The 14,013-nt window shown below is 45.8% G+C and carries 10 protein-coding genes; 6 read left to right on the top strand and 4 right to left on the bottom strand.

Going from position 1 to position 14,013, the window contains the following annotated elements:
* Positions 1-225 precede the first annotated feature (225 nt).
* The 4 genes from csrD to G3R49_RS17410 form a co-directional block, all read right to left on the bottom strand.
* Positions 226-2,130, bottom strand: a complete 1,905-nt coding sequence (gene csrD, locus G3R49_RS17425) for an RNase E specificity factor CsrD (RefSeq protein ID WP_167870517.1) — start codon at positions 2,128-2,130, stop codon at positions 226-228.
* A gap of 230 nt (positions 2,131-2,360) precedes the next feature.
* The gene (locus G3R49_RS17420; protein ID WP_167870516.1) at positions 2,361-3,608 is read right to left on the bottom strand and encodes a malic enzyme-like NAD(P)-binding protein; all 1,248 of its coding nucleotides are present in this window, start codon (positions 3,606-3,608) and stop codon (positions 2,361-2,363) included.
* Positions 3,609-4,072: 464 nt separating this feature from the next.
* Positions 4,073-4,285 (bottom strand): 50S ribosomal protein L31, encoded by a 213-nt coding sequence (rpmE, locus tag G3R49_RS17415; protein WP_130600308.1) that lies wholly within the window; start codon positions 4,283-4,285, stop codon positions 4,073-4,075.
* A 240-nt stretch (positions 4,286-4,525) separates the two neighbouring features.
* Positions 4,526-6,028 (bottom strand): LysM peptidoglycan-binding domain-containing protein, encoded by a 1,503-nt coding sequence (locus tag G3R49_RS17410; RefSeq protein WP_167870515.1) that lies wholly within the window; start codon positions 6,026-6,028, stop codon positions 4,526-4,528.
* Between the two features lie 510 nt (positions 6,029-6,538).
* On the opposite strand from G3R49_RS17410, the gene priA reads away from it, so the two are divergent.
* The 6 genes from priA (at position 6,539) to G3R49_RS17380 (ending at position 13,962) form a co-directional block, all read left to right on the top strand.
* The gene (priA, locus tag G3R49_RS17405) at positions 6,539-8,740 is read left to right on the top strand and encodes a primosomal protein N' (RefSeq protein WP_167870514.1); all 2,202 of its coding nucleotides are present in this window, start codon (positions 6,539-6,541) and stop codon (positions 8,738-8,740) included.
* Between the two features lie 245 nt (positions 8,741-8,985).
* Complete coding sequence (argS, locus tag G3R49_RS17400) at positions 8,986-10,731, top strand: arginine--tRNA ligase (RefSeq protein WP_167870513.1); 1,746 nt, start codon at positions 8,986-8,988, stop codon at positions 10,729-10,731.
* A 2-nt stretch (positions 10,732-10,733) separates the two neighbouring features.
* The gene (locus G3R49_RS17395; protein WP_130600300.1) at positions 10,734-11,306 is read left to right on the top strand and encodes an SPOR domain-containing protein; all 573 of its coding nucleotides are present in this window, start codon (positions 10,734-10,736) and stop codon (positions 11,304-11,306) included.
* 180 nt (positions 11,307-11,486) lie between these two features.
* Positions 11,487-12,011 carry an ATP-dependent protease subunit HslV gene (gene hslV / locus G3R49_RS17390; protein WP_130600298.1) on the top strand — a complete coding sequence of 175 codons (525 nt, stop codon included), beginning with the start codon at positions 11,487-11,489 and terminating at the stop codon, positions 12,009-12,011.
* 22 nt (positions 12,012-12,033) lie between these two features.
* Positions 12,034-13,362, top strand: a complete 1,329-nt coding sequence (gene hslU / locus G3R49_RS17385) for an HslU--HslV peptidase ATPase subunit (protein ID WP_167870512.1) — start codon at positions 12,034-12,036, stop codon at positions 13,360-13,362.
* A gap of 216 nt (positions 13,363-13,578) precedes the next feature.
* Entirely contained in the window at positions 13,579-13,962 is a 384-nt protein-coding gene (locus G3R49_RS17380; protein WP_130600294.1) for a gamma-butyrobetaine hydroxylase-like domain-containing protein, read from the top strand.
* Positions 13,963-14,013: the final 51 nt, after the last annotated feature.

Below are 14,013 nucleotides of genomic sequence, written 5' to 3'. Positions count from 1 at the left end.
TATCCCACAATTCTAAACGCTAATTGGCTAATTTTATAGAAATTTACTGTAAAAATGTGCCTTTAATTAAGATAGTTTGCTAACTAGGGATACACAAGTATTGACGCTATTTATTCGAATTTGCCCAAATAGGCCCAGTACATATTGAATATGCAATTATAAGACCATTACCAGCCATGACGCAGTGAAGGTACGACGACAAGTATCAGTAGCGCAATAAATAACTTAGGCCAAAATCTCAGGCTGCGCTGAGCCAAAATACTCACCTTGCGCCGCACTGACGCCCAAAATTTTCAATGTTTGCCACTCTTCAAAACTCCCTACCCCCTCAGCGAGTACTTGCACCTCAGCACGATACAGGCCACCAATTAACGAGCGGATAAACAACTGGTTTTCAGAGCGTTGATGAATTTCACGCACAATTGAACGGTGCAGTTTTACTAAGTCAAAATGAAACTCTTGAATATAGTGAGTACCCACTACCTGCTGACCAACATTGTCAACTGCCAGTTTAGCGCCCATTTTACGGATCATATCAAGGGTTTTGATCAGCATAGGGTGACTCTGATGCTTAACAATAATGTCCTCAGACACCTCAAACACTAGGCGCTGTGCTAGTGGTCTATGTTCCAATAATGTTGATTGCAACCAACGCACAAACGCGCGGCTGGTGAGTGAGTCAAAGCTCAAGTTGACGCAGTATGTATCCTTGCTTACGGACATGATTTGCTGCATTACCAAAGTCAGCATTTGCCGCTCAATCTGCGGCATCAAACCACATTTGTTTGCCATTGGGATAAACAAGGTGGCGCGTACATCGCTGCCATTGGCATCATGAGCGCGAGTGAATACCTCGCGATACAGTAGCTTTTCATCACTATCGACAATGGTTTGCACTAGCGGATAAAAGCGCTTGGCCACTAACGCATTTTCTAAGAAGCTGCGCCAACGCACTGAACCTTTAGCAATTTCACTATCAAGCACACCTTTGTCGTACATAAACCAGGTGTTTATTCGCTGCAGCTGCGCCGCCTTAAGTGCCATTTCAGCTTCTTCGACAATTTGACTGGTGACATCGCCCGACTTATAAAACGCTGCGCCAACGTGTAGGTAGTTGTCTTCTTCTACCACATCATCCATTGGTAGCGCCAAACAGTTATTCAGCACCCTACTCGCCAAAGTATCGGCTTCAGTTAACGACAATTGCGGCACCACAATTGCCAGCTGATGCTTTCGGCGCCGCGCAATAAAACTATCAGGAATATTCTCGATCAGCTTATTAACAGCTTGCGACACGGCTACCATCGCTTGACTAACAGATGCAGCTCCAGAGTCGAACTCATCAAATTCAACCAACATCACCACGCCATGGGCGATCATCACTTGATGATTACTTAAGGCATCAAGACGGTTAGCGAAAAAGATATGGTTACCAATTTCAGTGTCTGAGTCTAAAAAGGTATTGGAGCGGATAAATTTATCAAAACGGCCGCGCTCTTTTTTGGCATCTTCCAGTTCATGTAACAACTTGGTCAACGCTCGATTAATAACAATAGGCTTACCCTTGCGGGAAACTTCGCTAGCAGCTTTATACTCGCCATCGAGCACTTGTTTACTGCGCGCTGCAAGCACCTCGATACCATTTACCTCGCGGCTAATCCAGCCGTAACCAAAACGTACAAACATGCCGATAGCGCTAAGCCCAATAAATAAGGTGAGATATTCGTACCAATCAGGCGAATGCAGAGTATAAGGCTGAGGCAAACTAATAAGCATCATCACCTGCTCTTTGGCATCGATCTCAAAGCGATAGCGCTTATAATAATTAAACGAGTCTGATGCTTTTGGCTCAAGACGAATAAGCGACTCGCCATTGCGGGTGAGCTCAAACTCACTGGCATGGAACGCTTGCAACATAGGCTCTAGCCACACGGTGAGCTGCTGCAGGTCTTCTTCATGATAATGCTCGGTAACAATCTGATGTAACTCAGTGACTTTTTGCTGCTGAAATGAATAGGTAAGTTGGATAAAACTGATGGCAGCGGTAAGCAAGAACACAAAAGCGACGGCCGATAGCGACAACATCCAGAAGCTGGTGAGTTTTTTAGTGAGGATTTTGGTCAATTTCATGGTACTGCGGCCCTGCAGAAAAGTGACTTATTATTGTTATAAACCAGTGTCAGATGAAACGCTGACAATCCCCTTCACAAGGGCAACTGGCGAGTTCCGTGCTCAAATATGCATAGAGCTTACTACAACACGCTAGCATGCAAACTTCAAATACAAAAAAGGGGCAAATGCCCCTTTTATTAAGTTTGCTGTGCGCATTAAAACCCTAATGCGACAAAGTTACAGCCAAATTAGATCTCGTAATCTTGCGGTAAGGTGTCAATCGATGCCACACCTGAGTCTATTGCTGCTTGAGATACTGCGCGCGCGACGTTTGGCAGTAAACGTGGGTCCATTGGTTTTGGCAGCACGTAATCTGGACCAAACTCTAATGAATCCACGTCAGGATATGCAGCAAGTACTTCAGCTGGCACCGGCTCTTTAGCAAGATCAGCAATTGCACGCACTGCAGCAATCTTCATTTCATCATTAATGCAGCTAGCACGCACATCTAACGCACCGCGGAAGATAAATGGGAAGCAAAGCACGTTGTTGACCTGATTTGGATAGTCACTGCGGCCGGTACCCATAATTAAGTCAGTGCGAGTAGCGTGAGCAAGTTCTGGCTTAATTTCAGGGTCAGGGTTAGAGCAGGCAAATACCACTGGGTTTTCTGCCATTAACGCTATGTCTTCTTCTTTTAATAAGTCTGCACCGGACAGACCTAAGAAAACGTCAGCTCCAGTAATAACATCTTGCAGAGTACGCTTGTCTGTATTGTTAGCGAACAGTGCTTTGTACTCATTAATTTCTTCACGGCGAGTATGCAATACACCCTGACGGTCTAGCATGTAGACGTTCTCACGTAGTGCACCACATTTAACAATCATGGTCATACAAGCAATAGCGGCTGCACCTGCGCCCATACACACGAAAATCGACTCTTCAATCTTCTTACCCTGAATTTCTAGGGCATTGATGATACCAGCGGCAGTCACAATTGCGGTGCCATGCTGATCATCATGGAATACGGGTACGTTACAACGCGAGATAAGCTCACGCTCAATTTCAAAACACTCTGGCGCCTTGATGTCCTCAAGGTTAATACCACCAAATGAATCAGAAATCGCTTCAACGGTTTGAATAAACTCTTCGCTTGTACGGTGCTTAACTTCAAGGTCAATTGAATCAATGCCAGCAAAGCGTTTGAACAACAGCGCCTTACCCTCCATTACAGGCTTCGACGCCAATGGGCCTAAGTTACCTAAACCTAAGATAGCAGTACCGTTTGAAATAACCGCAACCGTATTACCCTTGTTGGTGTAACGGTAAGCATTGTCAGGATCCGCTGCAATTTCTCGGACAGGCTCAGCGACACCAGGGCTATAAGCCAGAGACAAGTCATGGCTAGTTTGCGCTGGCTTGGTCAGCTTTACAGCCGTTTTACCGGCAACTGGAAATTCATGGTAATCGAGAGCTTGTTGACGAAAATCTGACATTTTTTACATCCTGAAATGCACAATTTTTTAAGGAATTAGGCCGCGTGTTTTGCTCGATTTCCCCACATGAAAGTTGGGGCTGGCAAAATCAGGCTAACCATACGCTAGTTAGCGATGGAGTTAAATCAAAAAATGTCCAAAACAGGACTTACCAGAGGATGAAAAACATAAAAAGCTAAAATGAAAACTTATTGAAAAACTGCACTTATAAATCAACAAGTTAAAAATGTAGGAAAATAACAAGATTTAGCAATCTCTTGTCAGTTTTATTAATTTTTGGTGCAATTTTATTCGTAAACATAACAATATTTACACTGAATAAAAAATCTCTTATTTATAACAAAAAATTTTAATGGAAATAGGGCTGCAACCCAGAAGAATTGGTCAATTGGCTAACCCAAGCACTTAAAAAACAAGCAACAAAAAAGGCGCCTAAGGCGCCTTTTATGAGTAATCGAAATCGATTACTTCTTACCAAGCATACCGAAACGCTTGTTGAACTTGTCGATACGACCACCGGTATCAACAACTTTCTGAGTACCAGTGTAGAATGGGTGACATGCACCACATACGTCTAAGTGTAAATCTTTACCAGCAGTAGAGTTTACTTTGATAACGTTACCACAAGTACAAGTTGCAGTGATTTCTGCATATTCAGGGTGAATACCTGGTTTCATTTGGATTACCTCAGTTTAAGGCCATGTCGCTCTCCCAACCCGAAGTTGAGCACCACATGCAGTTAATTAACAATCTGATTTAGGCGCGAGATAATACAGCTAATACGCTATACAAACAAGCCTAATTTATCCGCAATGGACAAATTAGGCTTGATTCGCAAAATATGTTGGAATTTTTACTGCCACTTGGCAATGCACTAAAGCACTTTACCCCGCTGTATAGCTAAGGTTTGGCTCACCTTACCGAGCAAATAGGGTATCAAACTCTTCTTTGTTGCTGTCATTATCGCGGTACACCTGAAGCACTGCATCACTTGGACACGCAAGCTCAACGTCAGCGCGCAGCTTAGAGATTTTACCGCCTGCAAAGCCTCTAGGGTTAGCTTCATAAATCGCGAGCATGGCACCAAACAGCCCAACATCCCACGACTTAGAATACTTCTGTGCTAACTTCCATAAGGTTTCACCTTCGCCACGTTCTAACACGCAGTCGCCATCTGTTTTAATCGCCACTTCTTCTTGCTGCTCATCAAGGTCAGCAAGCTTCACCGCAATATCTGAGTTACGAATATCTTCTACGATGGCTGCAGATTTATCTTCTGCGCTCACTTGCTCAGAAGTCAGCTTGTTAGACTTTAGCTCGTCAGTCAAGGGCGCATCAATTTGCTCGGTAAACGGCTCTTCTGCCACTGAAGCTTGTATCTCTTTAACAGTATCACTGGCATTAGTCATAGCTGCCGCGCTTTCAACAGCTTCATCTGCCGTTTCCGCCACCACAACTTGTTCAGGGTCAGAAGCTTGTGCAAAGTCTTGCGCTTGTTGCTCAGATGCTGGAGTTACTGCTACAGCATTGTCTAGCGTATCTTCTAATGCGTTTTCAGCCAGCTCGACCTTGCCTGCGACGCGCAAATCAAAGCTACGTTTGTCAGCGTTCACGTCCACATAGTTATCTAATATCGACTGAGTCGGGCATTCAAGCTCAACATCAGCACGTAAATGCGCTATCTCACCACGCTTAAACGCCTGCGGGTTGGCATCGTGGATTGCTAACATGGCACCAAACGTATTGGTATTCCATACTCGCTGATTTTTAGCTGCTATGCGCCATAGGGTATCGCCATCATCTCGTAGCACTTCACACCCTGCGAGGTTATCGTCGCTCATTGCTGCGCCAGTGCTAGCAACAACTACAGGCTGTGATGAATAAGTGCGCTTAGCGGGCTTTTTGCTTGAGTCAGCAACTAAAGTCTCAGACTTTGACTTAGCTTGGGGTTCGGCTTGTGGCTTAGGTTGAGGTTTAGCTTGAGCTGTAACAACAGGCTTTGGCTTAGTTGCTTTCATCGTCTTTTTAGCAACCGCTTTCGACTTATTATAAAAGTCGTTGTCATCAAACACAGGCACAGGCTTATATTGCTGCCACTTAGAATGGCGATACTCAGACACGATTAACGTTGCGTTAGGATCTTGAATAGGCTCTTTGCCTTTAAGCGCAATACGCGTGCCCGTGCTTGTTAGCACTTCTAACTTTTCAAGAATAATGGTGCCGCGATAGATTTGTCGCAGATAGAAATTAAGCCGAGAAACATCTTTATGCTCGGTCTCAACATTTACGTAAATAGTAGGAAGCGAGCCTGCTTCGTACTGATTACTATCAATTCTGACATGGCTTATTTCAGCAAATGCCGTTGCTGTTGTGCCAAAAACCAGCGTAACCAGAAGGGCTAACGCTGCAAACGCTTTCATCAAATCAATCCTTTTTGATTATTTTCAGTTTTGGTAACACTTAAAAAAGCCGTAAATCACCGTACCTGAATTATTGTTTTGGATCCGTCAATGTAACTTATAAAGCAGATAACAACGCAATGATAGTAAAGAAAAATTTGCATAACTACCAGAGCTGGCTCAAAAAACCAGTTACAAATTCCAGCCTTTGTTTTTAACCTAGCAAATAGTAATACTACTGCGCATTCAAGAGTAAACCGTCTAGTATGCCGCTTTAATGGTGCCTATAAAGGGATACCAACACGAAACTAACTGGCTCACCAACATCAAGAGCTTCGCTAACTAAAACCAAAGACTGAGCTTAATACCTAGATTAAGCCTTAATCAGGTGATAATTCAACCCACTCTTTATAAGGTTGTTAACAAGGGCATAGTTAACGTCTTACCGATAGCAAACCGCAAAAATATTTAATTCACATAGCGCTAGATAAAGGTACACTGATTGTATCGTCCCTTTATGAATTTAAGCTTGTGTTTGTTGAAGTCGCCCTGCCCGTTCCTCTGCGTCAAAACTTTACCTACCAATTGAAAGCAGAACAGCAAACTCAGGTTAAAGTTGGCCTGCGGGTAAAAGTGCCATTTGGCCCTAGGCAACAAATCGGCTTAATCACCAAGCTTAATGTTGAATGCCAGTTCGATACCAGTAAAGTCAAGCCCGTCACCGAGATACTTGAGCACGAGCCATTAATCCCTGAGTCACTTTTCAAACTCACCCTGTGGGCAGCTAGATATTATTTTTGCAGTCAGGGGCAAATGCTCAGCCAAGCGCTACCGGTCGCCCTGCGTAAAGGTGAAGATGCCGCGCCCAAGTCGATTACGCATTTGGCATTAACGTCAGCAGGGTTAGAGGCAGAATTGAATGTGCTTAACCGCGCACCGGCGCAAAAACGCCTACTGCAAAAGCTGCAGCAAGAATCAAACTCACACTCTATTACTATGGATGAGTTCAACGCTCTTGAGCTGAGTAAAGCTGCGCTAAAAGCATTGCAAGACAAAGGCTGGGTTGAGAAAAAGCAAGTTGAAGTGAGTATCGACCTGTCTTGGCGTCAGCAACTTGTAATGAACGAGTCAGCTCATAAGCTTAATAAGCAACAAGCTGTAGCGGTGTCAGTGCTTAATCAGCAGCAAGGTTATCACTGCACCTTATTAGAGGGCATTACCGGATCAGGTAAAACTGAGGTGTACCTCAATGTACTTGAAAATGTGCTTAAACAAGGCAAGCAGGCGCTGATTTTAGTGCCAGAGATTGGTCTTACACCTCAAACCATTAATCGCTTTAAGCGACGCTTTGATGTGCATGTCGCTGTGATTCACTCAGGGCTAACCGACAATCAACGCCTCGATGCCTGGCGACTTGCGCGCTCAGGGCAAGCGGCAATTATTATCGGCACTCGCTCAGCGCTGTTCACGCCTATGGCTTATCCTGGGCTGATTATTCTCGATGAAGAGCACGATGCCAGCTTTAAGCAGCAAGAAGGCGTGCGCTATCACGCCCGTGATTTAGCCGTGATGCGCGGCAATTATGAAAAGGTGCCAGTCATCCTTGGCACAGCAACGCCATCATTAGAAACCCTGCAAAACGCCCTTAATGGTCGCTACCACCATATCGAGTTAAGTGAGCGTGCTGGTAAAGCACAAAAGGTCAAACAAGGGCTGATCGATATTCGCTCCTTGCCGCTCAAAGCGGGCATGTCTGACTCATTAATTAATGAAATGCGCATCCACCTCGATGCGGGCAATCAGGTACTGCTGTTCTTAAACCGCCGCGGGTTTGCACCAGCGCTGCTGTGTCACGAGTGCGGCCACTTACATGAGTGCGATCGCTGCGATGCCTTCTTTACCGTGCATAAAGGGCTTAACGAGATTTGCTGCCATCACTGTGGCAACGAATACGCGATTCCAAAGCAATGCCACCAATGCGGCAGCACTATGTTAATGGGGCAAGGCTTAGGCACAGAGCAGCTAGAGCAAGAGCTAGAAAAAATATTCCCGCAATATCCAGTGGTGCGAATCGACCGTGATACTACCCGCCGTAAAGGCTCACTTGAGAAACAGCTGCATGCCATTCACAAAGGCGAGTATAAGATCTTAGTTGGCACGCAAATGCTGGCTAAAGGACATCACTTTCCTGATGTCACCCTAGTTGGTTTGATTGATGTCGATGGCGCGCTATTTAGCGCCGATTTTCGCGCCCCAGAGCGATTTGCCCAGCTTTATACACAGGTTTCTGGCCGCGCAGGCCGCGCAGATAAACCAGGTAAAGTACTGCTGCAAACTCACCAAAGCGACAATGTGGTCATTCGCGATATTCTTAAACACGGCTATCACCACTTTGCGAAAAACCAACTTACCGAGCGAAGTCAGGCACTATTGCCACCGGTTTGGCACATGCTGCTTATTCGCGCCGAAGCCCATAACGCCCAAGATGCCGACGACTTTTTGCAAGCGGTAAGCGAGTTACTGCCGCAAAACACCCATTGCGAAGTCATTGGCCCAATTCCAGCGCCGCTCGATCGTAAAGCAGGCAAATATCGCCGTCAGTTATTGTTCCAAACGAAAGAGCGTAATCAGCTACAAGCAGCATTTGAGCAGGCTCTGCCGCAAATTGAGCAGCTACCACAGCAAAAACGCTGCCGCTGGAGCATCGACAGAGATCCGCAAGATTTGATGTAACTAAGTTATCACCCTGCTAGCTGCTGCATTCTAATATTTCCCGCAGCCACTAAACCTAGCTAACCCCAAGCCTGAATCCGCGTCATAAAATTTTCTGCAAAAATTCACCATAATGATGCAAAACGGATAGCATTTAGGCAGTAGAAATGAGTAAAATATGCGGTTCGGTCAAACTTGAGTTTTTACTCGTTATTTGGCCAACCGCGTCATCATTTTTGAATCCACCTTGAGTGCAAAGTAACGCCATGAAATCACATATTATCTCTTTACTTGAACAAACCATTGAATCGTTTAAACAGCAAGAAATTATCCCTGCTGATTTTCAAGCACGTATTCAGGTAGACCGAACCAAAGATAAAAGCCATGGCGACCTAGCAACTAACTTAGCAATGATGCTAACCAAGGTGGCAAAGAAGAACCCACGTGAAATCGCGCAGTTGATCATCGACAACCTGCCTGAGTCTAGCCATGTCGCTAAAGTTGAAATTGCAGGCCCAGGTTTCATCAACTTCTTTATTGATGACAACGCCCTAGCCAACCAACTGCAAGCAGCGCTAAACGATGAGCACCTTGGTATTGAATTACCAAAGCCGCAAACCATTGTGGTTGACTACTCATCACCAAACCTAGCCAAAGAAATGCACGTAGGTCACCTGCGTTCAACCATTATTGGCGACAGTGTGGTTCGCGCACTTGAGTTCTTGGGCCACAAAGTTATCCGCCAAAACCACGTCGGCGACTGGGGTACTCAGTTCGGTATGCTACTGGCATACATGGAAGAGCTACGCGCAAGCAACCAAGAGCAAGCATCACTTGAGCTTTCTGATCTACAAGAATTCTACCGCGCCGCAAAAGTACGTTTTGACGAGTCAGAAGAGTTTGCCACTCGCGCCCGTAAGCTAGTAGTTGAGCTGCAATCAGGCGACGAATACTGCAACAAACTATGGCGCGAATTTAACGACATCTCGCTAAGTCACTGTATGGAAATCTATGAGCGTTTAGGTGTTAGCCTAACCCGTGAAGACGTACGCGGCGAAAGCGCATATAACGATGACCTAGACCAAGTGGTTGCCGACCTTGATGCCAAAGGCCTACTAACTGAAAGTGACGGCGCTAAAGTCGTATTCCAGGACGAGTTTAAAACCAAAGACGGTGAGCCACTGCCAGTTATCATCCAAAAAGCAGATGGCGGCTACCTATATGCCACAACAGATATGGCAGCAATGCGTTACCGCTCAAACGTGCTAAAAGCTGATCGCGTACTGTACTTTGTTGACCTGCGCCAAGCGCTGCACTTCCAACAAGTATTTAGCCTAGCCCGTCAAGCAGGCTTTGTTAGCCCAGACATGTCACTAGAGCACACAGGCTTTGGCACCATGAACGGTGAAGATGGCAAGCCATTTAAGACCCGCTCTGGCGGCGTAGTTAAGTTGGTTGACCTGCTTGATGAAGCCAACACCCGTGCACTTGAGCTAGTACGCAGCAAGAACCCAGATATGGACGAGCAAACGCTAACTGAAATCGCTCGCGTTGTCGGTATCAGCGCAGTTAAATACGCTGACCTTTCTAAAAACCGTGCCAGCGACTACATCTTTAGCTTCGAGCAAATGCTGAGTTTTGAAGGTAACACCGCGCCTTACCTACTGTACGCATACACCCGTGTAGCCGGTATCTTTAAGCGTGCAGAAGGCGTTGATTTAACTAACGCTAAGATTGTACTTGAGCATGAAAAAGAGAAAGATTTAGCAACCAAGCTGGCTCAGTTCAACGAAATTCTTGCGCGCATGACAGACAAAGGTCAGCCGCACGTACTTTGTGGTTACCTGTACGAGCTAGCAAGCGAGTTCTCAAGCTTCTACGAGGCTTGCCCAGTGCTAGCAGCCGACACCGAGGAGCAAAAACACTCGCGTCTATTGCTTGCTAAGCTAACCGCAAACACCCTGAAAACAGGTTTATCACTACTAGGCATCGAAACCTTAGAGCGCATGTAACTATGAGCCGAGATTACGCCAACCGTAAACCAAGAAACGCTAAGCCGCGCAGCTCGCGCGGCAAAAAAGCGCCTGCCAAAAAACCAGTACCATTCGGTATCATCTTGTTTACCGTCAGCTTTGCCGCCGGTTTTATTTACTTTTTGTACTGGTTAGCCACGAGCGATGCGCCAACACCTGTTGAGCCTGCGCCTGTGGTTAAAGAGCAAACTAAACCCAAACCTAAGCCAAAAGCGCAAGACGAGCTGCCACCTAAGCCTCAACAAAAATGGACTTACCAAGAAGAGCTTGAAAACAAGCAAATCGAGGTAGACATTCCTGAGTCAGAAATGGTGCAGGTAAAGCTTTACCAAATGCAATGTGGCTCATTCCGTAAAGAGTCGCAGGCCGAACAACTAAAAGCGCGAATTGCATTCCAGGGTATGGAAGCGCAAGTTAAGCGCACCGAAGGCACAACCGGCCTTTGGTACAAGGTGGTACTTGGTCCATTTGAAGGTAAACGTAAAGCTGAAAGCCAGCGTCACATCCTGCAACGTGGCGGCATTAACGGCTGTAAAATCTGGCTGTGGCAATAAGTCTGCTAGTCACTCAAGACAAGTAACCAAAGCTTAATCGCCCCAAAATCCACCGCTCAGGCCACTTTATGTGGCCTGAGTGTTATCTATACCTTGAATTTATCTTCACTGTCCCCATATCTGCTTTATCAGTCAGCCAGCGACACAGACTCCTTGGCTGTTAAATGAAGAGGATTTCCCGTGACTACAATCGTATCCGTACGCCGCAATAATCAAGTTGTCATCGCAGGCGATGGCCAAGTTTCCCTCGGCAATACTGTCATGAAAGGCAATGCACGTAAGGTGCGTCGTCTATATAACAACAAGGTGCTAGCAGGTTTTGCTGGCGGCACCGCAGATGCATTCACCTTATTTGAACGCTTTGAAACCAAGCTAGAAATGCATCAAGGCCACTTACTTAAATCAGCGGTTGAGCTAGCCAAAGACTGGCGCACAGACAAAATGCTGCGCAACCTAGAAGCCATGCTGATTGTCGCCGACACTGAAGCATCATTAATCATCACAGGTAATGGTGACGTAGTACAACCTGAGCACGACATTGTCGCTATTGGCTCAGGGGGCAACTTTGCCCACGCATCCGCACTGGCTTTAATTCAAAACACTGAACTAACCGCCCGTGAGATTGCTGAAAAATCGCTAACCATTGCTGGCGATATTTGCGTGTACTCGAACCAGCACAAAACGATTGAACAAATCGACTACTAAATTCTAAGCGTAAGGAACAACTATGTCTGAAATGACACCTCGCGAAATTGTCCACGAGCTGGACACGCACATTATCGGTCAAAAAAATGCCAAGCGCTCAGTTGCAGTAGCACTGCGTAATCGCTGGCGTCGTATGCAGCTTGAGCCAGACTTGCGCCAAGAAGTGACCCCAAAAAACATTCTAATGATTGGCCCAACTGGTGTGGGTAAAACTGAAATCGCCCGCCGCCTAGCTAAGCTTGCTAACGCGCCGTTTATTAAAGTTGAAGCCACCAAGTTCACTGAAGTGGGTTACGTAGGTAAAGAAGTTGAGCAAATCATTCGCGACCTTACTGACTCAGCGGTAAAAATGACCCGCGAGCAGCAAATGAAGAAATGCCGCTTCCGCGCTGAAGAGCAAGCAGAAGAGCGTATTCTTGATGCGCTACTGCCAAAGCCTAAGAGTGAGTGGGACGCTGACAACAAAGACGACTCAAACACCCGCCAAATCTTCCGTAAGAAACTACGCGAAGGTCAGCTAGATGACAAAGAAATCGAAATTGATATCGCTGCGCCGCAAATTGGCGTTGAGATCATGTCGCCTCCAGGCATGGAAGAAATGACCAACCAGCTTCAAGGTCTATTCCAAAACATGGGCGGTCAAAACACCACTAAACGCAAAAAGATGAAAATCAAAGATGCGTTTAAACAACTGGTTGAAGACGAAGCTGCCAAGCTAGTCAATCAAGAAGATCTTAAAGAGCAAGCTATCGATTTAGTTGAGCAAAACGGTATCGTGTTCTTAGACGAAATCGACAAAATCTGTAAGCGTGGCGACACCTCTGGTCCAGATGTATCACGCGAAGGTGTACAACGCGACCTACTACCACTAGTAGAAGGCTGCACCGTTAATACTAAGCACGGTATGGTTAAAACTGACCACATCTTGTTTATCGCCTCTGGTGCGTTCCAAATGTCTAAGCCATCAGACTTAATCGCTGAGCTGCAAGGTCGTCTGCCAATTCGCGTTGAGCTAGATGCCCTAAGTGCAGAAGATTTTGAGCGTATTCTTACCGAGCCTCACGCATCATTAACCGAGCAATATGTTGCATTAATGGGTACAGAGGGCGTAACTATTGAGTTTGCCGAGTCTGGCATTAAGCGTATTGCTGAGGCTGCATGGCAAGTAAACGAGCGCACTGAAAACATTGGCGCTCGCCGCCTGCACACGGTAATGGAAAAACTAATGGAAGAGATCTCATACGAGGCCTCTGACAAATCTGGCAGCGCATTTGTGATTGACGACAAGTACGTCAACGAGCATCTTGATCTGCTAGTACAAGATGAAGACCTAAACCGCTTCATTCTGTAATAGCTAGCAAACTATTGGCGTGGTGATCAGTTAACGGTTAGTGGTTAGCGATTAGCTGTTAGCCGCAGCAACGTTATAATGTGAGCTAATACTGATTTACCCCAAGCTATATTCGTTAAACTAGGTGACTCACTTTTTCGTAGTAATACGTTAAACAGTCACCTTTTTATTAACTAAGCTTTTAGCAATAAACTTCATTCAACAAACGAGAACACTATGACCACACCCAATGTCTCAGGCATAAAACTCAAGCGTAAATCACGCATGTTAGAAGTCACCTTTGATAACGGTGAGGTATTCAACATCAGCTGCGAAATGCTGCGGGTGCACTCACCATCAGCTGAAGTGCAGCGTCACGGCAACCCAATTTTGGTCACCCACAAAAAGAATGTGAACATCAACGCTATTGAGCCAGTGGGTAATTACTCAGTGAAGCTAGTGTTTGATGACGGCCACGACACAGGTCTATTCTCGTGGAAGATTTTATACGAGCTAGGTAGTCAACAAGTCGAAATTTGGGAGCGTTATTTGGCACGATTACGTGCTGAGAAAGGTTCACGCGAGCCGCTTATTGATATGGCAGTACAGTATAGTTCTTAGTGATTTTGATAGCGGGTAGATTGATAGAGTCGCAATCTACTCGCTGTTTTG

Source organism: Shewanella sp. WXL01 (assembly GCF_012263345.1).
Taxonomy (GTDB): domain Bacteria; phylum Pseudomonadota; class Gammaproteobacteria; order Enterobacterales; family Shewanellaceae; genus Shewanella; species Shewanella maritima.
The sequence above is the reverse complement of the archived record's forward strand: the minus strand, read 5'-3'. Positions and strand labels throughout refer to the sequence as shown.